Source organism: Curtobacterium sp. MCBD17_030 (genome assembly GCF_003224255.1).
GTDB lineage: Bacteria > Actinomycetota > Actinomycetes > Actinomycetales > Microbacteriaceae > Curtobacterium.
The window spans coordinates 22,683-45,555 of the sequence record NZ_QKLI01000009.1 but is presented as its reverse complement, the minus strand read 5'-3'; the positions used below and the strand labels follow the sequence as shown (position 1 = coordinate 45,555).

The 22,873-nt window shown below is 71.5% G+C and carries 22 protein-coding genes; 8 read left to right on the top strand and 14 right to left on the bottom strand.

Annotated elements, in window-relative coordinates; all coding sequences use genetic code 11:
- Positions 1–22 precede the first annotated feature (22 nt).
- From mgrA to DEI89_RS09800, 3 genes are all read left to right on the top strand, one after another.
- A complete protein-coding gene (gene mgrA / locus DEI89_RS09810; protein ID WP_110903869.1) occupies positions 23–1,066 on the top strand; it encodes an L-glyceraldehyde 3-phosphate reductase in 1,044 nt (347 codons plus the stop codon).
- Between the two features lie 99 nt (positions 1,067–1,165).
- Entirely contained in the window at positions 1,166–2,344 is a 1,179-nt protein-coding gene (locus DEI89_RS09805; RefSeq protein WP_220034523.1) for a Fic family protein, read from the top strand.
- Between the two features lie 198 nt (positions 2,345–2,542).
- Positions 2,543–3,766, top strand: a complete 1,224-nt coding sequence (locus tag DEI89_RS09800) for an MFS transporter (RefSeq protein WP_110903868.1) — start codon at positions 2,543–2,545, stop codon at positions 3,764–3,766.
- Between the two features lie 92 nt (positions 3,767–3,858).
- Here DEI89_RS09800 and DEI89_RS09795 read toward each other — a convergent pair whose 3' ends face one another.
- The 12 genes from DEI89_RS09795 to DEI89_RS09740 form a co-directional block, all read right to left on the bottom strand.
- On the bottom strand, positions 3,859–4,374 hold the full coding sequence (locus tag DEI89_RS09795) for a GNAT family N-acetyltransferase (protein WP_110903867.1): 516 nt from the start codon (positions 4,372–4,374) through the stop codon (positions 3,859–3,861).
- A gap of 49 nt (positions 4,375–4,423) precedes the next feature.
- Positions 4,424–5,104, bottom strand: coding sequence for a response regulator transcription factor (locus DEI89_RS09790; RefSeq protein ID WP_258366460.1), 681 nt, complete (start codon positions 5,102–5,104; stop codon positions 4,424–4,426).
- Positions 5,101–6,453 (bottom strand): sensor histidine kinase, encoded by a 1,353-nt coding sequence (locus DEI89_RS09785; RefSeq protein WP_110903865.1) that lies wholly within the window; start codon positions 6,451–6,453, stop codon positions 5,101–5,103. The genes DEI89_RS09790 and DEI89_RS09785 overlap by 4 nt, the downstream gene beginning before the upstream one ends.
- A 4-nt stretch (positions 6,454–6,457) precedes the next feature.
- Positions 6,458–8,395 (bottom strand): FtsX-like permease family protein, encoded by a 1,938-nt coding sequence (locus DEI89_RS09780; RefSeq protein WP_110903864.1) that lies wholly within the window; start codon positions 8,393–8,395, stop codon positions 6,458–6,460.
- Positions 8,392–9,159, bottom strand: a complete 768-nt coding sequence (locus DEI89_RS09775) for an ABC transporter ATP-binding protein (RefSeq protein WP_220033201.1) — start codon at positions 9,157–9,159, stop codon at positions 8,392–8,394. Before DEI89_RS09775 ends, DEI89_RS09780 begins: the two co-directional genes overlap by 4 nt.
- 125 nt (positions 9,160–9,284) lie before the next feature.
- Positions 9,285–9,650 (bottom strand): monovalent cation/H(+) antiporter subunit G, encoded by a 366-nt coding sequence (gene mnhG, locus DEI89_RS09770; protein WP_110903862.1) that lies wholly within the window; start codon positions 9,648–9,650, stop codon positions 9,285–9,287.
- Complete coding sequence (locus DEI89_RS09765) at positions 9,647–10,042, bottom strand: sodium:proton antiporter (RefSeq protein ID WP_181421579.1); 396 nt, start codon at positions 10,040–10,042, stop codon at positions 9,647–9,649. The genes mnhG and DEI89_RS09765 overlap by 4 nt, the downstream gene beginning before the upstream one ends.
- The gene (locus tag DEI89_RS09760) at positions 10,039–10,620 is read right to left on the bottom strand and encodes a Na+/H+ antiporter subunit E (protein WP_110903861.1); all 582 of its coding nucleotides are present in this window, start codon (positions 10,618–10,620) and stop codon (positions 10,039–10,041) included. Before DEI89_RS09760 ends, DEI89_RS09765 begins: the two co-directional genes overlap by 4 nt.
- Positions 10,617–12,350 (bottom strand): Na+/H+ antiporter subunit D, encoded by a 1,734-nt coding sequence (locus DEI89_RS09755; RefSeq protein WP_110903860.1) that lies wholly within the window; start codon positions 12,348–12,350, stop codon positions 10,617–10,619. Before DEI89_RS09755 ends, DEI89_RS09760 begins: the two co-directional genes overlap by 4 nt.
- Complete coding sequence (locus DEI89_RS09750; RefSeq protein ID WP_110903859.1) at positions 12,347–12,829, bottom strand: Na(+)/H(+) antiporter subunit C; 483 nt, start codon at positions 12,827–12,829, stop codon at positions 12,347–12,349. Before DEI89_RS09750 ends, DEI89_RS09755 begins: the two co-directional genes overlap by 4 nt.
- A complete protein-coding gene (locus DEI89_RS09745) occupies positions 12,826–15,696 on the bottom strand; it encodes a Na+/H+ antiporter subunit A (RefSeq protein ID WP_110903858.1) in 2,871 nt (956 codons plus the stop codon). The genes DEI89_RS09750 and DEI89_RS09745 overlap by 4 nt, the downstream gene beginning before the upstream one ends.
- A 164-nt stretch (positions 15,697–15,860) precedes the next feature.
- On the bottom strand, positions 15,861–16,664 hold the full coding sequence (locus DEI89_RS09740; protein ID WP_110903857.1) for an SDR family NAD(P)-dependent oxidoreductase: 804 nt from the start codon (positions 16,662–16,664) through the stop codon (positions 15,861–15,863).
- Between the two features lie 52 nt (positions 16,665–16,716).
- Here DEI89_RS09740 and DEI89_RS09735 point away from each other — a divergent pair, with 52 nt between their 5' ends.
- The 5 genes from DEI89_RS09735 to DEI89_RS09715 all read left to right on the top strand — a co-directional run bounded on the left by DEI89_RS09735 (position 16,717) and on the right by DEI89_RS09715 (position 21,209).
- Positions 16,717–17,337 (top strand): SDR family oxidoreductase, encoded by a 621-nt coding sequence (locus DEI89_RS09735; RefSeq protein ID WP_110903856.1) that lies wholly within the window; start codon positions 16,717–16,719, stop codon positions 17,335–17,337.
- A 73-nt stretch (positions 17,338–17,410) separates the two neighbouring features.
- The gene (locus DEI89_RS09730) at positions 17,411–18,040 is read left to right on the top strand and encodes a DedA family protein (RefSeq protein ID WP_110903855.1); all 630 of its coding nucleotides are present in this window, start codon (positions 17,411–17,413) and stop codon (positions 18,038–18,040) included.
- A gap of 69 nt (positions 18,041–18,109) precedes the next feature.
- Positions 18,110–19,012 carry an SMP-30/gluconolactonase/LRE family protein gene (locus tag DEI89_RS09725; RefSeq protein ID WP_258368836.1) on the top strand — a complete coding sequence of 301 codons (903 nt, stop codon included), beginning with the start codon at positions 18,110–18,112 and terminating at the stop codon, positions 19,010–19,012.
- 17 nt (positions 19,013–19,029) lie between these two features.
- Positions 19,030–20,181 (top strand): 23S rRNA (uracil(747)-C(5))-methyltransferase RlmC, encoded by a 1,152-nt coding sequence (gene rlmC / locus DEI89_RS09720; protein WP_110903853.1) that lies wholly within the window; start codon positions 19,030–19,032, stop codon positions 20,179–20,181.
- A gap of 335 nt (positions 20,182–20,516) precedes the next feature.
- Complete coding sequence (locus tag DEI89_RS09715) at positions 20,517–21,209, top strand: transglycosylase family protein (RefSeq protein WP_110903944.1); 693 nt, start codon at positions 20,517–20,519, stop codon at positions 21,207–21,209.
- A 127-nt stretch (positions 21,210–21,336) separates the two neighbouring features.
- Here DEI89_RS09715 and DEI89_RS09710 read toward each other — a convergent pair whose 3' ends face one another.
- A complete protein-coding gene (locus DEI89_RS09710; RefSeq protein ID WP_110903852.1) occupies positions 21,337–22,356 on the bottom strand; it encodes an LCP family protein in 1,020 nt (339 codons plus the stop codon).
- A 76-nt stretch (positions 22,357–22,432) separates the two neighbouring features.
- Positions 22,433–22,852 (bottom strand): MarR family winged helix-turn-helix transcriptional regulator, encoded by a 420-nt coding sequence (locus tag DEI89_RS09705; protein ID WP_110903851.1) that lies wholly within the window; start codon positions 22,850–22,852, stop codon positions 22,433–22,435.
- Between the last annotated feature and the right edge of the window lie 21 nt (positions 22,853–22,873).

The window sequence follows — 22,873 nt, the reverse complement described above, 5'->3', positions numbered from 1 at the left end:
GCGCCGTGGCAGGCTCGGGTCCATGACCTACATCGCTGCCGACGACCGCTACGACTCGATGACCTACCGGCGGACCGGGCACTCGGGCCTCGACCTGCCGCTGCTCTCGCTGGGCTACTGGCACAACTTCGGCGACGACGTCCCGTTCGAGACCCAGCGAGCGGTCAGTCGCCGGGCGTTCGACCTCGGCATCACCCACCACGACCTGGCGAACAACTACGGCCCGCCCTACGGTGCCGCGGAGCTGAACTTCGGCAAGCTCATGCGCGAGGACTTCGCGCCGTACCGTGACGAGATGGTGGTCTCGACGAAGGCCGGCTGGGACATGTGGCCCGGCCCCTACGGCCAGGGCGGCGGCTCCCGCAAGTACGTCCTCGCCTCGCTCGACCAGTCCCTCCGCCGTACCGGGCTGGACTACGTCGACGTCTTCTACTCGCACCGCCTCGACGCCTCCACCCCGCTCGAGGAGACCATGGGCGCCCTGCACACGGCCGTCCAGCAGGGCAAGGCGCTCTACGTCGGCATCTCGTCCTACGACGCGGACCGCACCCGTCAGGCCGCCGCGATCCTCCGCGACCTCGGTACGCCGCTCCTCATCCACCAGCCGTCCTACTCGATGCTGAACCGCTGGATCGAGACCGAGGGGCTGCTCGACGCGGCCGGCGAGCTCGGGTTCGGTGTGATCGGGTTCACCGCCCTGGCGCAGGGGCTGCTCACCGGCAAGTACCTCGACGGCGTGCCCGAGGGCTCGCGTGCCGCGGCCGGGAAGTCGCTCGACCCCTCGTCGATCACGCCCGAGGTCGTCGAACACCTCCGTGCGCTCAACGCCGTCGCCGAGTCGCGCGGCCAGACGATGGCGCAGCTCGCCCTGGCCTGGGCCCTGCGGGACGAGCGGGTCACCTCGCTCGTGATGGGTGCCTCCCGCGTGGAGCAGCTCGAGGACAACGTCGCCGCGCTCGCGAACACGACGTTCTCGGACGACGAGCTCCGCATCATCGACGAGCACACGGTCGGCATCACCGACGTCGACCTCTGGGCGGGGGCCCGCTCCGGCGAGGTCTCCTGACCCGAGCCGGCCCGACGGAAGTGTCACCAGCGGGGCACGAGTTCGACACTTGGTAGGCTAAGTGTCGAACTCAAGCCCAAGCAGTGACAGGAGGACGACATGGGATGGCCCGCCGTCGACTCCGAAGAGCTGTGGTTCGAGTCCCGGTACGCCGGATTCGGCGTCGCCGCGAGCCGACGATCCAGCGTCGGGCATGCGTACAGCGCTGCCGTCCCGCCGCTCATCGTCGACCTCGACCCGGTGATGTCGTCCGCGACGGCCGCCGTGGTCGACGATGCGACGGAGGCCCTGGTCCGCTTCGATGCGGGCCTCGGTGGCGAGATCGCTGCGTTCGCGCCGCTCCTGATGCGCTCCGAAGCCGCGGCTTCGTCGCAGATCGAACACCTGACCGCGAGTGCGCGAGCCGTCTTCACCGCTGAGCTCGGCGACACGTCGCGGCAGAACGCTGCACAGATCGTCGCCAACACGCGTGCGATGCAGGCGGCGCTCGACCTGGCGGACGAACTCACGCCGGAGACGGTCCTCGCGATGCACGCCGCGCTCCTCCATGGCGACCCGCACCACGACGCCGGAGCGTGGCGGGACGAACCGGTCTGGATCGGACGGGCCGCGGACAGTCCGCGGGGTGCGGAGTTCGTCGCGCCCCGAGCCGACCGCATCCCGGCGCTGATCGACGACGTCATGCGGTTCGCGCGGCGGTCCGACCTACCACGGCTCGTCCAGATCGCCGTCGCGCACGCGCAGTTCGAAACGATCCACCCGTTCACCGACGGCAACGGCCGGACCGGGCGGGCGCTGATGCAGGCGATGTTCCGCGGAACCGGACTGACGAGGAACGTGACCATCCCCGTCTCCGCCGGCCTGTTGACCAACACCGCTGGGTACCACGCAGCCCTCGACTCGTACCGCGCGGGTGACGTCGAGGCGATCGTCCTCGCCACCGCCGAAGCGTGCTTCCGAGCGGTGCACAACGCCACGGTCCTGGTGGACGAGGTGCACGCGGTGCGTGAGCGCTGGCGGGAGACGGTCCGGTCCCGGAGCGATTCCGCAGTGTGGCGCGTCCTCGAGGTGATCGCCCGTCAGCCGGTCGTCACCGCGGCGACACTGGGAGTCGAGCTCGGGCCGTCCGTGAACGTCTACCGGGCCCTCGACACCCTCATCGCGGCCGGCGTGCTGCAGGCGAAGTCCGAGTACTCGCTGCGTTCGCGGGTCTACCGCAGTGACGATGTCCTCCGCGCCCTCGACGCCTTCGCGGCTCGCGCCGGCCGCCGCGGCTGACGGCTGCGCTCGCTCTGACGGAGGAGCGCCGGACGGGAGGCTCGGTGCCGGACCCTGGGTGAGCCTCCCGTCCGGCAGGTACAGTGGACGGGCAAACCAGTAACAACCGTGTATCTACCGGACGCCGGCACCCCGGCGGACAGCGGCGGCACCCGATGGGTCCGCTCCACACGTGGGCCGAGAAGGCACACCCCCACCATGCTCCAGGCGCGTTCCTCCGGCGCTTCCCTGATCGCCCTCGCCGGGCGGTCCTACTTCCCCATCGCCTTCGTGGCGCGACTGCCGTTCGCGATGATGGTCGTCGGCGTGCTGACGCTCGTCGTCGCCGCGCGCGACTCGGTCGCCCTCGGTGGCATCAACTCGGCCTCGGTCGGCATCGGCTCGGCGTTGTTCGGGCCGCTCGTCGGCGCCGCCGCGGACAAGTACGGGCAGCGCGCCGTGCTCGTGCCCGTCGGCCTGGCCAACGCGGTCCTGCTCGGCGCGCTGCCGTTCGTCGTCCAGAGCAGCGCCCCGGACCTGGCCGTCCTGGCGATGTCGTTCCTCATCGGCGCGAGCGCCCCGCAGGTCGCGCCGATGTCCCGCACCCGGCTCGTCGCCATCATCCGGAACCGGATGGAACCGAAGCGGCACGAGCGGGTCCTCAGCGGCACCATGGCGTACGAGTCCGCCGCGGACGAGACCGTCTTCATCGTCGGACCGTTCCTGGTCGGCGTCCTCGCGAGCGCCATCGCGCCGTGGGTCGCCGTCGCCGGTGCCTCGGTCCTGACGTTCGTGTTCGTCACCGCGTTCGCCCTGCACCCGACCGGTCGCCTGACCCTCGGGCATGCGTCCGACCCGCGTCCGGCGCCGGCCCGGCAGCTCCTGCGGCCCCGACTGGTGGTGGTCGTCGTCGGCATCCTCGGCATCGGGTTCTTCTTCGGGTCGACGCTGACCGCGCTGACCGCGTTCATGGCCGACCACGGCGGGTCGTCGCGAGCCGGGTTGCTCTACGGCCTGATGGGCATCGGCTCGGCCGGGCTCGCGCTCGGCTCGGCGGCGTTCCCGCGGGCCTTCCGGCTCGGTTGGCGGTGGCTGCTCTTCGGCGTCCTGCTGCTCGGGTCGGCGATCGTCTTCGCCACCGCGGACTCCGTGCTGGCGGTCGGGATCGTCCTCGCCGTGATGGGGATCGGCATCGGCCCCACCCTCGTCACCCAGTACAGCCTGGGCTCGGATCGGTCGCCGGTGGGCCGTTCGGCGACGACCATGACGATCCTCGGCTCGGCGGTCATCGTCGGGCAGTCGATCGCGAGTGCGGTCGTCGGTGAGGTCGCCGAGCGTGCCGGCACCCCGGCCGCGATGGCGTTCCCGGCGATCTCGGCCGCGATCGTCGTGCTGGCGGGCTTCGCCAACCTGGTGCTGTCCCGCCGGGAAGCGGTGCGCTGACGACCGCGGCGCCATCGTCGGACGTGCGGCTCAGGGTCGACGCCTCCGGTGGCCGTCCGATGTGCATCGGCGCGGAGACCGTCCATCACGGTTCACTGCAGACTCTTCACGAGCTCCAGTTCCTCGCCGGCGGGCGGCAACGGGTAGGGCAATCGCCGACCGGTCGGCGTGAATCCCCGACGGCGGTAGAAGCCGATGGCTCGCGGGTTGTCCTCGTGCACGTGCAGGAAGAGCTGCTGGCCCCGCTCACGTGCCCAGTCCTCCACCGCGTCGAGGAGCGCGTCCGTGACGCCGACGTCCCGGCCTCGTGAGTCGGGATCCACGAAGACGCCGATCAGGAGGGGCGCTTCGTTCTCGATGCGACCGCCCATGATCCCGGCCCACGTGCCGGTCGACGTGTCGACGGCGACGAACCACGCCGTTCCGTTGTCGGCTCCACCGCCGGCACGTCGACGCCACTCGTCGTCACCGACCTGCTGAGCTCCCTCGAGGGTCTCGAGGAAGGCGAGCGGCGTGTCCGCGAGCATCCGGAGGCGTAGGTCACGGAACTGCTGCCAGTCGCTGCGGCTGCTGCGGACGATCGTGAAGCGTTCGGTCGGTGGAGTCATCCGGGATTCCCTTCGGGCAGCGCTGTGACCTCGTTCGAGGCGTCCTCGTTCACACTCCTCCTGCTCGGAGCCACGCGAGGACGGCGAGCACCCGACGATGCCCGTCGGGGGTCGGCTCGAGATCCAGCTTGGCGAAGATGGAGCCGATGTGCTTCTCGACGGAGGCGATCGCGAGCCCGAGCCGATGCGCGATCGCCTGGTTGGTGTGCCCCTCCGCGATGAGGCGGAGGACGTCCCGTTCGCGCGGAGTCAGGCGTTCGATCGGATCGGTGCGTCGGGTGAAGAGGCGCTGGACGATCTGTGGGTCGAGGACCAGACCGCCACGGGCGACCCGGACGACGTCCGCCTTGAGTTCGTCGATCGAGGAGATGCGGTCCTTCAGGAGGTACCCGATGTGGTGTTCTCCGGTGGCGAGGAGTTCCCGGGCGTAATCCAGTTCTGCGTACTGGCTGAGCAGCAACACGGCCACCTCGGGGTGCTCGGTCCGGATCCGTACCGCAGCCCGGAGACCTTCATCGCGGAACGTGGGTGGCATCCGGACGTCGAGGACGGCAACGTCGGGCCGGACCGTCCCGAGATCGGCGAGGAGGCTGTCCGCGTCCCCGTACGAGCCGGCAACGGCGAACCCGGCCTCTTCGAACAGACGGACGGTGCCTTCCCGGAGCAGGAGCGAGTCTTCCGCGAGGACGAGGCGCAACTGGTGGGGAGGTGGTTCTTGTCCGAGGGTCACGACGCCAGGGTAGGGGTCTCGTCCGGGTCGGCATCCTGCGGGATCGGGATCGTGACGAGGACCTTGGTCGGGCCTCCCGGAGGGCTGCTGATGGAGAGGGCTCCCTGCAGGCCTTCGACGCGAGCACGCAGGCCGCTGAGCCCGTGCCCCTCGTCCATCAGCGCGCCGCCGTGGCCGTCGTCACGGACCTCGAGCTCGAGGTTCCCGTCCGACCCTGCAACTGCTCGGAGCTCCACGGCCCTGGCATCGGCGTGCTTGGCGACGTTGGTGACGAGTTCGGAGAGGATCGCGTACGCGCTCCTCTCGATTGCCCCGAGACCGGGGCCCGCGTCGTCGAGGCGGACCTCGGCTGTCGTCGGTACCACGCTGTCGTCCGCGAGGGACCGGATCGCGGCTGCGAGACCACGGTCTTGGAGGATCGGTGGGGCGAGTCCGCGCGAGAGGTTCCGGATCGTCTCGAGCACCGCTTTCGCGCGTTCGAGCGACTCGGCGACCAGTCGTTCCGCTGCAGGGGTGTCGTCCGGGAGGCGGCGGAGGGCGATGGCGAGGTCGTACTGCAGTCGGAGGAGTTGCTGCTGCGGGCCGTCGTGGATGTCCCGTTCCAGTCGACGGAGTGAGGCGTCCTCGGCCAGGAGGGCAGCACGACGACCGGATTCGGCGCGTTGGGCGCCGCGCAGGAGCCGGGCGTTCTCCCGTTCGCCGAGCAGGAGCGCGGCGAGGCGTAGGTGCGCCGCCGTCAGGACGTGCAGGACGAGGGGGAACGTCACGACGAGGGCGAGCCCCCAGAGGACCATGACGACCGGGCGCACGACGAGCCCCGTCCACTGACCGCTGTCGCCGATGCCGGCAGCCACCCGTGCGAGCCAGACGTCGTCCTGCTGGGTGACCAGCCCGCCCCACGCGGGGAACGTGACAGCACCGATGGCGGTGGCGCCCCACGCGACCGTCGCCACCCATGTGGCGACGGCCAGCGGGAAGGTCGCCAGCGTGTGAGCCGTGTACGCCCAGTTCCGGGTGTCGCCGAGCGGTGCGGTGATGCGCAGCCACGGCCCCGTCGCGGTTCCTCCCCGCGGGGAAGCGGTGCCGATCGTCCAGTCCGGGGGACTCGGAACGGAGCCGACCTGTGCGGCGCGGCGGCGCGCGACGGTCCCCAGGAGCCCGCCGAGCCGGACCGTCTGCGCGAGCAGCGGCAGCCCGACCCACACGATGCTCAGTCCGAGTCCCAGGCACAGCAGCGGTACCACGACAACGAAGCCGACGAGGTCGACCGGGAGCGCCGTGATGAGGTACCAGGCGCGTCGGGGTGCACTCTGCCATTCGCTGACGTACGGCTGTGGTCGGTTCGTCATGCACTCATCCTCGCGCCGACAGGAGTGCGGCGGGCTGCTGCCGGGTTGCGACGGCCGCGGCGACCAGCCCAGCGACTCCGGTCAGGACGAGACCTCCCGCACCCGCCGCGATCACGAGTGGCCACGGGATGTCCAGCGTCGCTGCTCCGGTGGCCTGCGCTGTTCCCATGAGCACGGCGAACACCGTCATCACGCTCGCAGTGAGGGCCAAGCCCACGGCCGATCCGGCGACCAGGAGCGTCTCGAGAGCTGCCGCTGTCAGGACCTGGGCTCGGGTCATGCCGCTCGCTCGCGCAACCGCGAACTCCTGGCGTCGGCCTGACGCGGCGATGGCGACTGCGTTGAGGATGCCGATGACCGCGTACAGGGCACCGACGGCCATGACGACGACCAGGACCTGCGCGTTCTGGTCCTGACCAGCGGAGCCGGTTTCCGTGACCCACGTGCGCATGTCGGTCACCGAGCCGAGGTCAGCGAGCGCAGCACTGACTGCACGACGATCCGCTCCGGACCGGATCTCCACGAAGGTGGTGGCCGGGCTGGCCTCGAGGATGTCCGCCGGCACGAAGTCCCGTCGTACGACGATCCCGACCTGCCCAGCGCTGCCTGCTGGAACCGGAGTGCCGAACCGGACCGACCCGAGGTGACGGTCGCCGATGCTGACCGTTCCTGCATCTCCCAGCCCCAGCCCCGCGGCACCAGGTCCGGGTGCAGCAGCGGTACGGCCGAGGTCCTGGAGTGCCTCCCGAGCTCCGGGATGTGCGGTGGCGAACGTCCCGGGGTCCATCACGAGGGCTTCGGTCGTGATCGGCAGGGCGGTGCCCGCCAGGTCTTCCGGCATGCCCGAGATCGATGACCCGGACGGCTGGATCCGCACCGGCACCGTCCACTCGGTGGACGCGCTCACCACCCCCGGGATCGTCCCCGGGTCTGTCGCGAGCGAGCCGCTGCTCTCCAGCACCAGGTCGGCGTGCGTGCCGCGCGCGATCTGCGCGGTCGCCGCGTCGGTGAAGGACGACATCGCGATCGGCTGGCTCAGGACCAGCGCCAGCAGGACGATGAGAGGTGTGGCCGTGGACGCTGACCTGCTCCGGGCATCCCGGAGGTTCGCGAAGGCGAGGACACCGACGGCCGAGCGAGGGCGGGGGAGGATCGTGGCCACGACCGGCACGAGCGCGGGAGCCGTCATCGTGATCGCGAGGGCGGCGGTGATGCCGGCGGACATGGCCATCGCCTGCCCTCCTGCGAGGCCGCCGGCGGGTGCCAGCACCACCAGGGCGACGGTCGCCGCGGAGAACCCGAGTCCTGCGGTCCATCGTGCTCTCGTCATCGGTCGTGCTGCTGCACCCACCGCCCGGACGGCGTCCAAGGGTTCGATACGGGCGGCGCGGCGTGCAGCGACGGTGACTCCTGCGAACGCGAGACCGACACCGAACGCCACGGACGCGGGGACGATCCACACCTGCCAGACCGGGGCGAACCCCTGCGGCACGAACCCGGCATCGACGAGCATGCGCGTCTCGATCTGCATCAGCCCGACGCCGGCCGGAACACCGATGGCGGCTCCCAGGAGACCGAGGATGAGTGCCTCGCCCCGGAGCATCCGTCGCACTTGCCCGACCTCGGCACCGACGATCCGCAGGAGAGCGAGGTCTCGTCGTCGCTCGTCCACCGAGAAGGCGAACGTGGAGGCGATGATGAAGACAGCCAGGAATGCGGCGAAGCCCAGGGTGACCGAGACCACGGTCACCGCGACGATGGTGCTGCCGTCGAACCGTGCCTGGGTCAGCGCGTCAGCGCCAGCAGGAGGCTGCATGCCGAGGACGGACAGCAGGAGCAGCAAGGACGCCTGGACGAGTCCGACACCGAGCGCAACGGTCACGACCGCGCCGACGTAGGTCTGCCAGCGCTCGCGGAAGCCTCGCAACGCGATCCCGTTCATCGTCCCGTCTCCAGGGACACGAGGCGGCTCGCGATCGCCGATGCGTCGGCGCCCACGAGGGAGTCGACCAAGCGCCCGTCACGGAGGAACACCGTCGAGTCAGCGGCAGCGGCAGCGGCAGGATCGTGGGTGACCATCAGGATGGTCTGTCCCGCGTCGGTCATCTCACGCATCATGGCGAGGACCACCCGCGCGGCACCGGAGTCGAGAGCACCGGTCGGCTCATCCGCGAACAGGACCTCGGGTGCGGTGATCATCGCACGGGCGATCGCGACACGCTGCTGCTGACCTCCGGACAACTCCCGTGGCCGGTGACCCGCTCGCTCGCCGAGGCCGACCCGTGTGAGAGCGTCGCGGATCATCTGCCGCGACGGGCGTCGTCCCGCCAACTCCAGAGGCAGGGCGACGTTCTGTTCGGCTGTGAGTGATGCGATGAGGTTGAACGTCTGGAACACGAAGCCGATGCGGTTCCGGCGCAACAGCGTGCGCTCGTGGTCGTCTGCCTCGGTGATGTCCGTCCCGCCGAGGACCACCCGACCGGAATCGGCCCGGTCGAGGCCGGCGGCGATCTGCAGGAGCGTGGACTTCCCCGAGCCGGAAGGGCCCATGATCGCGGTCCACGTGCCCTTCGGCAGTTCGAGGGTGACGTTCCGCAGTGCGGTGACACTGGCTTCACCGGTGCCGTGTGTGCGTGTGACGTCGAGCAGCGCGAGGGCGGTGTCGCTGTCGACCTGGGGAGGGGCGGTTGCCGTGGTGGTTGTCATGCCCCTCATCACACTCATCGCGAGGGTCCTGGAACAGCGTGCGGGCTGGGCATCGACCCCCTGGCCATCCGGGGGGTGGGACGGACCGCGTCGAGTGGGAGCCGGGAGGCCTTCGACGTGATCTGTCACGTCTCGGTGTCGTCGACCAGCAGGTCCTCGTGCCGGTAGTCGCCCGAGCGCAGTCCAGCGCGGGCGATCATGTGCGTCGACACCGGCACGAGTGCGAGCTGGAACACCATCGCCGGGATCACCATCCACAGCACGGACCAGGTCGACACCGCGACGACGACAGCCGCCAGGCAGCAGGCGAGACCGAGGACCTGCGGCTTCGACATCGCGTGCAGTCGGACCAGCGGGTCGGGGAACCGGACGATGCCGATCGCCGCGCCGAGCGACAGCGCAGCCCCGACGAGCAGCAGCGCGAGGGCGATCCACGCCCGGATGCCGGCGTCGTCGAGGAATGCCTGGAGCATGTCCGTCATCTCGGTCATCGCTGCCCTCCCGCGCTGTGATCGGGCTCGTCCTGACCGCCGACCGCGGCCTCTCCGTCTGCTGCCTGCACGGCGTGCTCCGGGGTGGTCGCGTCCATGCCCTCGTCGTCCGGGTCGGTCGACGGGGTGACCGCGCGCGCGACGGCGACGGTCGCGAAGACGCTCGTCGCGGCGATCACGACGAGCACCGGCACGGCACTCGCGTCCTGGCGGACGACGATCGACGCGGCGATCACGAGCAGGACGGTGGTGAGCACCATGTCGGACCCGATCATCCGGTCGAGGATGGTGGGGCCGCGGACGATCCGGCCGACCGCGAGGACCAGGGTCGCGCCGAGCAACGCCAGGACCAGGGCGATCCCGACCGCCATGACGACGACGGCGGCGCTCACCGGACCACCTCGGGCAGCGGTTCGGACAGCTCGGAGACGTCCTGCGCTGAGCCGATCGCACGGATCACGAGCGCCTCGATCCGGTGCGCTTCACGTCGGGCGGCGTCCACCTGCTCGATGCGCTCGGTGTCGAGCACGTGGAGGAGCAGGCGTCGGCGGCGCAGGTCCTCGTCGATGACGTAGGAGCCGGGGACGAGTGAGATCGCGATGGTGGACAGCGTGAAGGTCATCTCCGACGTGGTGTGCAGTTGGACGAGGACGATCGAGCTCGTCCGGACCCCTCGTGGCCGGACCGCGACCCAGGCGACCCGGAACGACGCGAGCACGACGTACCCCGCCCAGACGAGCAGGAACCAGACGACGTGCACGATCGAGAACCGTGCCGACAGCGGGACCGGCGGCAGCGGCAGCGACTGGGTGACGAGCAGCGCGACGACGACGCCGCAGAGCAACGTGAGCGGTGTCCAGTTCCCCCAGAGCAGCGCCCACAGCACCGTGAGCCCGGTGACGAGCGGCACGTCGTAGCGCCACGCCAGCGCCATCCGGCGGGCGTTCGTGAAGCGTCGGGCGTCGGTCATCGCGCCTCACCCCCGAGCACGGCCTGCACGTAGCGGTCGGGCGACTCGAGGGACTCGGCGGCGCGGGTCGCGTACCCGTAGAGCGGCCCGGCGAGGACGGTGAGGGCGACCGACCCGAGGACGGCGATGGTGGTCACGACGACGAGCATCGGTGGCAGCTTCGCCCGGGCGTGCTCGGTCGACGGTGCGTCGCCGTGGTCGTGGGCGTCCGACCGCGTCGGGTCGTCGAGCGTCGCGACCGAGCCGTCGCCGGCCGGGGCGCGGACGACCGCAGCCGACGCACCGGTGTCGGACGGGCCTCCTGTCCGGCCCTCGGTCTCCGTCTCGGGGACCGTGACCGGCGCGGGTTCCGGCGCACGCAGGTGCTCGTGCGGCTCGGCGACACTGGCGTGCGGGGCGGCGGCCTCGGCGGCGGGCTCGGGGCGCCAGAAGGCCGCATCCCAGACGCGCATCAGCGCGTACAGGGTCAGGAGGCTCGTCACGACCCCGGCGCCGATCGTCACGTACGCGAGTGGCGAGCCGTCCTCGGCCGCGGCCCGGAACAGACCGAGCTTGCCGATGAAGCCGGAGAACGGCGGGATGCCGCCGAGGTTGAACGCCGGGATCAGGTACAGCGCGGCGAGCAGGGGCGCCGCCTTGAGGAGGCCGCCGAGGGAGCGCGTCGAGGTCGTGCCGCCGACCCGCTCCATGAGGCCGGAGACGAGGAACAGGGTGGTCTGCACGACGATGTGGTGCACCGTGTAGAAGACCGCCGCGGCGGTGCCGGCCACCGACCCGAGGCCGATGCCCATCACCATGAAGCCGATGTGGCTGATGAGCGTGAAGGACAGCAGTCGTTTCACGTCGGTCTGCGACACCGCGCCGAGCACCCCGACCACCATCGTCAGCACCGCCACCACGAGCAGGACCGAGTTCAGTTGGGGTCTCGGGAAGATGATCGTCTCGAGTCGGATGATCGCGTAGATGCCGACCTTCGTGAGCAGACCCGCGAACACCGCGGTGACCGGTGCGGGGGCGGTCGGGTACGAATCCGGCAGCCAGAACGCCAGTGGGAACACGGCCGCCTTGATGCCGAACCCGATGAGCAGCATCGTGTGCAGCAGCAGTTGCACGTGCTCCGGCAGGTCGGCCATCCGCTCGCTGATCTGAGCGACGTTCACGGTGCCGGTCGCGCCGTAGACCAGGCCGATGGCGGCGAGGAAGATCGACGACGCGATCAGGCTCGTCACGATGTAGGTGGTTCCGGCGCGGACCCGCTGCACACTGCCGCCGACGGTGATGAGCACGTAGCTCGCCACCAGGAGCATCTCGAACGCCACGTACAGGTTGAACAGGTCGCCGGCGATGAACGAGTCGAGCACACCCGCCGCCAGCACCAGGTAGGTCGGGTAGAAGATCGTGACCGGGGCGTCCTCGTCGTCGTCGGCCAGGCCCTGCCCGATGGAGAACAGCAGGACGACGAGCAGCACCGAACTCGACACCGTCAGGAGCAGGGCGCTCAGCCGGTCGACGACCAGTGAGATGCCGTACGGGGCCTGCCAGCCGCCGACCTGCACGACGATGGTGCCGTGCCGGTCGACCAGGACCATGAGCGTGACGGCGACCGCGACCGCGATGACGAGCACCGCGACCGTGATGGCGCGCTGCAGCTGCTGGTGGCGGAGGAGTCCGAGGGCGACGGCGGCGCCGAGGAGCGGGACGAGGACCAGGAGCGGGACGAGGGAGGTCACGGTGCGGGCCTGCTCTCGGTCGCGTGTGGGGCCGTTTCGTGCGGGTCGTCCGCGTCCTCGGGGGACTTCGGGTCGTACCGTCGGGGGCTGTCGTCCTCGGCGAGCTCGGGGTCGTCGTCGGCGGGGTCGGCGCGGTCGGTGCGGATCGCGACGTCGGCCTCGTCCACCTCGACCTCGTCCGCACGCGACAGCCGCCAGGAGCGGTGGATGAGGGCCAGCAGGAACGCGCTGACCGCGAAGGTGATGACGATCGCGGTGAGGGCGAACGCCTGGGGCAGCGGGTCCGTGATCCCCTCGGCGGACTTGCCGATCGGCGGGTCACCGGCCGCGCCGGACATCGTCAGCAGCAGCAGGTTCAGGGAGTTGCCGAGGAGCAGGAACCCGAGCAGCATCCGGGTCAGGGAGCGTTCGAGGAGCAGGTAGACGCCGCACGAGAACAGCACGGCCATCGCGATGACGAGGACGAGGGTGACGGTCATGCGGGTCCCTCCTGGGTGTCGGCGGTGGGGACGCGTCGGTCCTCGAGGCGCTGTCGGTCGACCTCGGCCCCGAGCGAGCGGAGCACGTCGAGCACGAGTCCGACGACGACCAGGTACACGCCGATGTCGAAGAACGTGGCGGTGACGAACTCGACGTGACCGAGGACCGGGACGGTGGCCTCGAAGAACTCGGAGTACAGGGCGTCCTTGCCGAAGAACATCGGCGTGATCGCGGTGATGCCGGCCGTGGCGACCCCGAGGCCGAGCAGTCGCCCGGCGCGGATCGGTGCCGCGGCCCCGAGTTCCGCCGGGCCCCCGGCCAGGTACCGGGCGGCGAGGGCGACACCGGCGACGAGACCGCCCGCGAAGCCACCACCGGCCGAGTTGTGTCCGGCGAAGAGCAGGTAGACCGACAGCACGACGAGCCCGTGGAACAGCAGGCGGACGACGATGTCGAGCAGTGCCGAGCGTCCGGTCGGGATCGCGGCGCTCGTCGGCAGCCAGGCCCGCGGCTCGCCGTCGGCCCGGTCGTCACCGCTCGCGACCGAGGCCGGCATGTCCCGGAGTCGCGGCAGGGTGTCTTCCCGCGACCGCACGAAGATCAGGCTCGCGACACCGGTCGCCGCGGCCACGACGACGGTCAGCTCGCCCAGGGTGTCCCAGCCGCGCAGGTCGACGAGGGCGACGTTGACGACGTTGAGGCCGTGCCCGAAGGAGCTGGTCAGCGCCGGCAGGTCGGGCCAGAGCGGCTCGGCGGTGCGGGCGGACGCGGCGACGACGACCACGATCGCCAGGGTCAGGCCGGCGAGGGCGGCGAACAGTGCCCGGAGCACCCGGAAACGCGACGGGTTGGCGGTGCCGATGCGCGGGGGCAGGCGACGCAGCACGAGGACGAACGCGATCAGGGTCACGGTCTCGACGACGAGCTGGGTGAGCGCGAGGTCGACGGCGCCGTGCAGCAGGAACAGGATCGCGGTGCCGTACCCGGTCACGCCGACCAGGACGGCTGCGGCGAACCGGGTCTTCGCGGCCAGGACGGCGATCGCGGCCATCGCCATCACGACGACGACGGGCAGCTGGCCCCAGGTGTCGGCGAACCGGATGTGGAAGGCCCAGGGGCCTCCGACGACCAGGTTGGCGAGGGCGCCGGCGACGAACACCGACAGGATCACGGCCAGGTAGTAGGGCAGCGAACCGCGCTGCAGGCTGGCGGTCAGCCAGGTCGCGAACCGGTCGAGCCCGCGCATCATCCGTCGGTAGTTCGCGGACGCCGAGGGTGAGCCGGCCAGGCGGTGTTGCACGGCCTCGACCCGGGCGCGGAGCAGGAACAGGAGGCCACCGCCGACCAGGGTCAGGGCGGAGATGCCGAGCGCCGGCTCGAACCCGTGCCAGAGCGCCAGGTGCGGGACCTCGGCGGTACCGTGCCGCGCGGCCGTGGCGGCGGACTCGAAGCCGTGCGCGACGAACGGGGTCGCGAGCCCGAGGACGAGCCCCGCGACGCCGAGCACCGTGGGAACGACCCAGAGCCCGTGCGGCGCGTGCGGGTCGGTCTGGGCGACCCCGGACTTGCGGGCGAAGGTCCCCCAGAAGAAGCGGCACGAGTAGGCGACGGTCAGGACCGAACCGATCGTGACACCGACGAGTGCGACCCAGCCCCACCCGGCGTCGGTTCCGTGCAGTTCCTCGAGGAAGCCGCCGAGCACGACCTCCTTCGCGACGAAGCCGATGAACGGCGGGATGCCGGCCATCGACGCCAGCGCGAGCACCGCGACGGCGGCGAGCCCGGGCAGACGGCGTCCGACACCGCTGAGCTTCCAGAGGTCCCGGGTCCCGGCGACGTGGTCGACCGTGCCGACGACCAGGAACAGCGTGGACTTGAACGTGGCGTGGGCGACGAGCAGCACCACCCCACCGAGGGCGATCTCCGGTACGCCCCACCCGGCGGCGAGCACCAGGAACCCGAGCTGGGCGACCGTGCCGTACGCGAGCAGCAGCTTGAGGTCGGTCTGCCGGAGCGCCCGGTACCCGCCGACGAGCATGCCGAGCACCCCGAGCACCGTGATCGTCTCGCGCCAGCCGTCGAGCAGCGCGAAGGCCGGGGCCAGCCGGGCGACCAGGTAGATGCCGGCCTTCACCATCGCGGCGGCGTGCAGGTAGGCGCTGACCGGGGTCGGCGCGGCCATCGCGGCGGGCAGCCAGAAGTGGAACGGCACGATCGCCGACTTCGTCAGCGCACCGACCAGGACGAGCATGACGGACACCGAGACGGCGGTGCCGGTCGGGGGAGTGGTGATGATCCCGGACAGTGACGTGGTGCCGGCGGCGACCGAGATCACGACGAGGCCGGCGAGCATCGCGAGCCCACCGGCCGTGGTGACGACGAGGGCCTGCATGGCCGCGGCCCGGCTGGCCCGCTTCACGGAATCGTGCCCGATGAGCAGGTAGGAGAAGACCGTCGTGGCCTCCCACAGGACGAAGAGCACGATGACGTCGTCCGCGATCACCAGGCCGTACATCGACCCGGCGAAGGCGGTGAGGACGCCGGCGAACCGGCCGAGCCCGGGCTCGTCGTCGGAGAAGTACGAGGCGCAGTAGACGAGCACGAGCGCGCCGACCACGCTGACCACGAGGGCGAGCACCCACGACAGGGCGTCCACCCGGAACGCCAGGTCGAGCGCGAGCTGTGGGATCCAGCGCACGCGTTCCATGAGGCCGTCGCCGAGTGCCGGAGCGGTCTGGGTCAGCGTGAGGACCGCGGCCGCGGTGGGAGCGAGGGCGGCGACGAAGAAGACGCGACGCCCCAGCAGGGGAGTGAGTGCGGGGACGACGAGTGCGATGACGCCGAACGCGATGAGGACGGTGAACACAGGGGCACCTCCTCGGGGGTCGGGCTGCAGTCCGGCTCTCTTGGCACCTCACAGCCTACGGAGAGCCGCATGCGCAGATCCTGTGCGACCGGACAGGGTCCGTCACGGTGGTCCAGACTGCCTCCGACTCCGCCCGCTCGCGGAGGCGACCGCCCGGGTCCGGCTCAGCCCTCGTACGCCCGCGACGGGATCTGGGTCGCGAGCTTGCCGCCCGACACGTCGAGCAGCGTCCCCGTGACGTACCCCGCCAGGTCGCTCGCCAGGAAGAGCAGCACGTCCGCCACGTCGTCCGGCGTCTCCCACCGCCGGATCGAGAGCGTGTCGAGCAGCCGGTCCTGTACGGCGGCCGGCATGGTCGCGAAGCCGTTCATCGCGGTCGGCACCATGCCCGGCGCGTACGCGTTGACGGTGATGCCCCACGGCCCCAGCTCGGACGCGAGGACCCGGGTGAACTGCACGACGGCCGCCTTCGACGCCGCGTAGGCCGCGCTCCCCACGCTCGGCACGATCGCCGCGAACGACGCCGCGTTGACGATCCGGCCGCGCCCCGCCCGCTGCATGACGGGCGCCACCGCCTGGCTCATGAGGAAGGTGCCGCCGAGGTTCACGTCCATGCACCGTCGCCAGGCGTCCCACTCCAGGTCCACCACCCGCCCCTCGACGTTGATCCCTGCGTTGTTGACGAGGACGTCGACGGTGCCGTGCCGGGCCACCACCTCGTCCACGGCGTCGCGCACCGACTCCGGGTCGGTGACGTCGCAGGCGAGCACCTCGAGCGGGTGGGCGGCGTCCGGGACGCTGGGCGGGCCTCCCGGCTGGTCGTCCGCCGCGCGGTCCGCGAGCGCCACCGCCAGGTCGAGCGCGACCACGTGCGCGCCCTCGAGGCGGAACCGCTCCGCGATGGTCCGGCCGATCCCGCGGGCGGCGCCGGTGACGACCACCACTCGGTCGCTGAGGTCGAGGTGCATCGGTCGCTCCTTCGGGGCGTCCGTCGACGCCGACGCGTCTACTGTCCCACCCATGACGGACGACGGCACGGCAGACCAGCGCACGACGGACCAGCCGGCGACGGACGACCGCGTCCTGTGGGTCACGGGCGGCGGCAGCGGCATGGGGGCCGCGGTCGCGCAGGTGGCGGCACGGTCGGGCTGGAGGCTCGTCCTCAGCGGGCGTCGCACCGACCGTCTCGACACGGTCGCCGCCGGCATCCGCGCCGCGGGCGGCACCGCGGACGTCCTGCCCCTCGACGCCACCGACCCGGACGCCGTCACCACGGCCCGCGACACCCTCCTCGGACGGCACGGTCGGATCGACGGGCTCGTCCTGTCGGCCGGGCTGAACTCCCCACGGCGGCGGTGGGACGACCAGTCGATGACCGACCTCCGGGCTGTGATCGACACGAACCTGACCGCGGTGGTGCAGGTCGTCGACGCGGCGCATCACGGCGTCCGGGCCACACACCTCTGCCCGGGGGACGTCGCGACGGACTTCCTCGACCAGCGCCCGAGCGTGCCGGACGCCGCGGCACGCGCCGTGATGCTCATGCCCGAGGACGTCGGCCGGGCCGTCGGGTTCGTGCTGTCCGCCCCGGCACACGTGCGGATCGACGAGCTCGTGCTCTCCCCGGTGTCACAGCGCTGAGCGCGCGCGGTCCGGCGCAGGACCTGGGATGATCGACAGCGGTGCGTCCGACTCGTGCCGTGGAGGGTGACCGGTGGACGCAGCAGAACAGGTGGTGCTGCAGCTCGTCGGCACCCCGTGGGCGTTCCTGGTCGTCGGCCTGGTGCTCGCCGTCGGCAGCATCGCGGTCTTCCTGCCGAGCCAGGCGATGGTCGTCGCGATCGGCACGCTCCTGGTCGGCGGTGACGGCGGACTCCTGCCCGTGCTGCTGCTGATCGTCGCGGCCACGATCGGCATGGTGCTCGGCGACCTCGCGCTCTACCAGCTGGCCCGATCGGTCGACCTCGGCTCGAAGTCCTGGTTCGCGCGGCCGAAGGTCAGGAAGGCGCGGGAGGCCATCGACGAGCGCTACCGTGCCGCCCCCGGTCGCATCGCCGTCCTCGGGAGGTTCATCCCGATGGGCCGCCTCACCACGAACCTCGTCGGCGCCGACAGCGGTCTGGACGTCCGGCGCTTCCTGCTCAGCTGCGCGCTCGCCGACGTCGTCTGGGCCGCCTACTGCGTCGGGATCGCTGCGGCGACCGGGCACTGGAGTCGGGACCAGCCGTTCCTCGTGACCGTGCTGGCGGTCGTGGCGTCGATCCTGCTCGGGTTCGGCATCTCCGCGGTCGAGAAGGCCCTGCGGCGACGGAGCGCGGCAGCCGCGGCAGCCGCGGCGGTCTGATCCGTCGGGGTCGCCGGCACCCCGGGGTGCGCGCGCACTAGCGTGGTCGCACCGTTCGAAGGAGAACCCGTGCCGAGCCTCACCGACCTCGTCCCCGACCCCACCGCGCTCGAGACCCTGCACACCGGCAGCACGTGGGCCGAGGGGCCGTGCTGGATCCCGGCCACCCGCACGCTCCGGTGGTCGGACATCCCCGGAGACCGCATCCTGCAGTGGTCCGCCACGGACGGCACGGTGTCGGTGTACGCCGACGGGGTCGAGTTCACCAACGGCCGGACCCTCGACCCCGACGGTTCGGTGGTGCAGTGCTCGCACGGACGCCGGCGCGTCGAGCGTGACCGGGACGGCGTCGTCACAGCGATCACGGCGCGATGGGGTGCGGTCGCGTACAACTCCCCGAACGACGTCGTCGTCGCCCGCGACGGCAGCGTCTGGTTCACCGACCCGGCCTACGGCATCACGCAGCCGCGCGAAGGCCACCCCGGGGAGCGGGAGTACGGCGACCACTGGGTGTTCCGCTGCGGCCCGGTCGGCGAGGACCTGCGCCCGGTCGTCCTCGACGTCGACGAACCGAACGGGCTCGCGTTCTCACCCGACGAGCGGGTCCTGTACGTGGCGAGCTCGGACGGCGACCGCCCGGTGATCCGCGCCTACGACGTCGTCACCGACGCTCCGAGGGCGTCCGGGGTGCCCGGGGTGCGGGTGAAGAACGGCCGCGACCTGGTGCGCTTCGCACCGGGTGAGGGTGTGCCGGACGGTCTCCGCGTCGACGAGGACGGCCGGATCTGGACCTCCGCCGCGGTCGGGGTGTTCGTGTACACGCCGGACGGCACCCGGATCGGCACCGTCCCGGTGCCCGAGGTCGTCGCGAACCTGTGCTTCGGCGGCGACGACGGCCGCGACCTCTTCGTCACCGCGACGACCTCGGTGCACCGCATCCGGACGACCACCCGGGACGCTGCCCGCCGCTGACGTATCCTGACTCGGCCATGCAGTGCGACTACTTCGACCGCGGGGTCTGCCGGTCGTGCACCCTGATGGGTCAGCCATACGGAGACCAGGTCCTCGACAAGGAGCTCCGCACCCGTGAACTCCTGCACGACGCCGTCGACGCCGCGGGTGGCCCGGGGACGGTCGAGTGGCTCCCGGCGATCACCAGCCCCGAGTCCGGCTACCGCAACAAGGCGAAGATGGTCGTCGGCGGCACCGCGCAGCAACCCACCGTCGGGATCCTCGACGAGCGGCAGCGCGGGGTCGACCTGCGGCACTGCGGCATCTGCACGCCGGGCATCCAGCGGGCGCTCCCGGTCCTGGCCGACTTCATCTCCTCCGCCGGACTGATGCCGTACGACGTCCGACAGCGCCGCGGCGAGTTGAAGTACGTGCTCGTCACCGAGTCGCCGGACGGCGAGCTGATGGTCCGGTTCGTCCTCCGGAGCGAGGGGCAGCTGCCACGCCTGCGGGACCGGCTCGGCGACCTCCACCGGGTCCTGCCGCAGGCCGTCGTCGTCACCGCGAACCTGCTGCCCGAGCACAAGGCCGTGACCGAGGGGGACCGGGAGGTCGTCCTCACCGAGCAGCAGACCCTGCCGATGCGCCTCGGGCCGGTGACGATGCACCTGCGCCCGCAGAGCTTCTTCCAGACGAACACCACCGTCGCGACCCAGCTGTACGCGCAGGCGTCGGAGTGGATCGACGAGGTCGGTCCGGCCTCGATGTGGGACCTGTACTGCGGTGTCGGCGGGTTCGCCCTGCACGCAGCACGCCCGGGTCGCGCGGTCACCGGCATCGAGACCAGTCGTGAGGCGATCGTGTCCGCCAAGCAGTCCGCCCGCGAGGCCGGCCTGACCGACGTCCGCTTCGCCGCCGACGACGCGACCGCCCACGCCCTGCGCGCCCGGCCCGGCACCACCCCCGAACTCGTCGTCGTCAACCCGCCCCGACGCGGCATCGGCGCCGAGCTCGCCGGGTGGTTGGAGACGTCCGAGGTCCGGCACGTCGTCTACTCCAGTTGCAACCCCGTGACGCTCGCACGCGACCTCGCGGTGATGCCGTCGTTCCGCCTGCGACGGGTGCGCGTGCTCGACATGTTCCCGCAGACGGGGCACCTCGAGGCCGTCACGCTGCTCTCGCGGGGCTGACGGACGGGAGGCGGCCCGCGGTGCCGCCACGGGCCTCCCGACCGTCCCCGGTCGCCCGGATCCGCGATTGCCAGGGAATTCGGAAGGTCGTGTACCCGGGTACACGCGATCGCCGTGCCCATGGGGATCGGCGCGCACAGGGTCAGCACGGGGTACATAGCACTACTGGGTAGAACCGTTGGTCTCGGTTTGATAACGAGCATGGATTTCCTATGGTGGCCCACCGTGACGCCGGCGCGGAGGCTGCCCCCGGTGACACCATCAGACTGACCGCGATCGGTCGGGGTGGGCAGCCGGCGTCGGGAACGACGATGCGACCCCGGTGGAGCAACGACATGAAGAACCACACCCGAACCCGCGCCCTCGTCGGCGGACTCGCCTTCGCCGGCATCGCCGCCACGGGCGTCGGTCTCGCAGCGGCACCGGCCAGTGCGGCCGACGGCTCGACCTGGGACGCCCTGGCAGCCTGCGAGTCCAGTGGCAACTGGGCCACGAACACCGGCAACGGCTACTACGGCGGACTGCAGTTCTCGCAGAGCACCTGGGCCGCCAACGGTGGCACCGGCAGCCCGGCCGGTGCGAGCCGCGCGACGCAGATCGCCGTGGCCGAGAACGTCCTCGCCTCGCAGGGCTGGGGCGCCTGGCCCGCGTGCTCCGCGAAGCTCGGCCTGAGCGGCACGACCGGCGCGGCCCCCGCCCCGGTCGCCCAGCAGGCGGCTCCGGCACCGGCTCCGGCTCCGCAGGCTGCTGCCCCGGCGGCACCGGCTCGTCAGGCTGCGCCGGCACCGCAGGCGGCGGCCCCGAAGGCCGTCGCGAGCACGCCGGCACCGTCGGCGACCGCGACCAAGCCCGCCGCCGTGCCGACCAGCGGCAAGACGTACAAGGTGGTCTCGGGCGACACGCTCGACACCATCGCGACGAAGCTCGGCGTCGAAGGTGGCTGGAAGCAGCTCTGGGCGGCGAACACGTCGACCGTGGACGACGCGAACCTCATCTACGCGGGACAGACCCTGCAGCTCCCGGCCTGACGCTCAGCGTCTCGCGCCGATCGGAAGCGCCCCACGACCTCGGTCGTGGGGCGTTCCGTCGTCCGGGCGGAGGGGGCACCCGGAGTCATGGGCCGTCTGTGGGTCGTGGGACCCCCGGAGGCGCAGGTCATCCGGACGGGTGCGTCGCGAGCCAGCCCGAGAGGTCGTCGGAGCGCAGCGCGATCGACAGACTGGAGACGGCGGAACGGTCGACCCGCACGTACGACTGACCGTCGTCACTCGTGCCGCCGCCGGCCGACGGCAGTGTCGTGGTGGCCAGGTCACCCGCGCGGAAGTCCCGGAGCGACCACCCGAGTCGGACGAGTGCCGAGAAGTCCAGACCGGGGTCCACGGAGAGGTACTCGCTGGTCGAGGACACGAACTGCCGGATCCTGCCCGGGCTCGTCAGGGTGTCCTCGGACAGGACCCGCTGGACGAGGGCCCGCATGAACGCCTGCTGGTTCCGCGCCCTGGTGCGGTCGGCGTCGGCGAAGGCGGAGCGCTCCCGGACGAAGGCGAGGGCCGCGGCGCCGTCCAGGTGGTTCGGGCCGACCGTGAAGTGGTGCCCCCGGGCGTCGAACGCGGTCGACGAGTCGACGGTGACACCACCCAGTGCGTCGGTCATGCCGGCGAACCCGGCGAAGTCGATCTCGGCGACGTGGTCGATCCGGACATCGAGGAGCTGCTCGACGGTCTGCACGGTGAGTGGGGCGCCTCCCCAGGCGTAGGCGGCGTTGATCTTCGCCTCGCCGTGGCCCGGGACGTCGACCCAGGTGTCGCGGAGGATGGACAGGAGGGTGATGTCCTGCCGATCGGCCGGGATGTGCGCGAGCATCAGTGTGTCGGATCGTCTGCCGGAGACGCGGTCACCGTCAGGGTCCTCGTGTGCACGCGAGTCCGAACCGATGAGCAGGACGTCGACCGCGTCGCCGTGCTCGGACGGGCGTGTGCCACCGGGGAAGGGGTCCTCGAGCACGGTCCGGCCGGCGTCGTACCGCTGCGCGAGGCCGCCGATGAACGTCGCGGCGACGACGGCGAGCACCGCGGCGACTGCGGTGAGCGAGCCGACCGTCACGACGAGGGCGACGAGGAACGGCCGTCGGCGTCGTGCGGAACGTGCGGATCGGGCGGCGCGGCGGCCGGACATGCGGGCTCCCTGGCATCAGGTCGGCCCTGATGCCGACCCTTCCAGCGTGTCACATCCTGCATATCAGACGCAAGTGTCACCGTGCGGGAGGCGCACTCCTCGAGTTGGCGAGGATGACCCCGAGGCGGGCCCGGAGCTCCGGGTCGTCCGGCAGGACGTCGCGCTCGATGTGCCGCGCGGTGTCCCACATCTCCCGCCCGTGATCGGTGACGGTCACGAGTCGCCGGCGGCCGTCCTCCGGGTGCGGGCTGCGCTCGATCATCCCGTCGCGTTCGAGTCGTTCGAGGGTGCGGGACATCGTCTGCGGCTGTACCCGGGCGGTTCGGGCTATGACGTCGGCGCCGGTCGGGCCGTTCCGCAGGGCGATGTCGAGTGCGATGAGGGCGGCGTGCTGCAGTCCGATGGCCCGGAGGCGCTCGTCCCACTCCCGTTCCACCGCGCGGGAAGCGGCGGCGAGCAGGCGTCCGATCGGCCACTGCGCAGACTGGTCCTCCATGGTCCGAGTCTACGGTGGGGC

Coding starts and splice junctions, on each gene's coding strand:
- mgrA (WP_110903869.1), top strand. CDS start 23: ATGACCTACATCGCTGCCGACGACCGCTACGACTCGATGACCTACCGG.
- DEI89_RS09805 (WP_220034523.1), top strand. CDS start 1,166: ATGGGATGGCCCGCCGTCGACTCCGAAGAGCTGTGGTTCGAGTCCCGG.
- DEI89_RS09800 (WP_110903868.1), top strand. CDS start 2,543: ATGCTCCAGGCGCGTTCCTCCGGCGCTTCCCTGATCGCCCTCGCCGGG.
- DEI89_RS09795 (WP_110903867.1), bottom strand. CDS start 4,374: ATGACTCCACCGACCGAACGCTTCACGATCGTCCGCAGCAGCCGCAGC.
- DEI89_RS09785 (WP_110903865.1), bottom strand. CDS start 6,453: ATGACGAACCGACCACAGCCGTACGTCAGCGAATGGCAGAGTGCACCC.
- DEI89_RS09780 (WP_110903864.1), bottom strand. CDS start 8,395: ATGAACGGGATCGCGTTGCGAGGCTTCCGCGAGCGCTGGCAGACCTAC.
- DEI89_RS09775 (WP_220033201.1), bottom strand. CDS start 9,159: ATGACAACCACCACGGCAACCGCCCCTCCCCAGGTCGACAGCGACACC.
- mnhG (WP_110903862.1), bottom strand. CDS start 9,650: ATGACCGAGATGACGGACATGCTCCAGGCATTCCTCGACGACGCCGGC.
- DEI89_RS09760 (WP_110903861.1), bottom strand. CDS start 10,620: ATGACCGACGCCCGACGCTTCACGAACGCCCGCCGGATGGCGCTGGCG.
- DEI89_RS09750 (WP_110903859.1), bottom strand. CDS start 12,829: ATGACCGTCACCCTCGTCCTCGTCATCGCGATGGCCGTGCTGTTCTCG.
- DEI89_RS09740 (WP_110903857.1), bottom strand. CDS start 16,664: ATGCACCTCGACCTCAGCGACCGAGTGGTGGTCGTCACCGGCGCCGCC.
- DEI89_RS09735 (WP_110903856.1), top strand. CDS start 16,717: ATGACGGACGACGGCACGGCAGACCAGCGCACGACGGACCAGCCGGCG.
- rlmC (WP_110903853.1), top strand. CDS start 19,030: ATGCAGTGCGACTACTTCGACCGCGGGGTCTGCCGGTCGTGCACCCTG.
- DEI89_RS09715 (WP_110903944.1), top strand. CDS start 20,517: ATGAAGAACCACACCCGAACCCGCGCCCTCGTCGGCGGACTCGCCTTC.
- DEI89_RS09710 (WP_110903852.1), bottom strand. CDS start 22,356: ATGTCCGGCCGCCGCGCCGCCCGATCCGCACGTTCCGCACGACGCCGA.
- DEI89_RS09705 (WP_110903851.1), bottom strand. CDS start 22,852: ATGGAGGACCAGTCTGCGCAGTGGCCGATCGGACGCCTGCTCGCCGCC.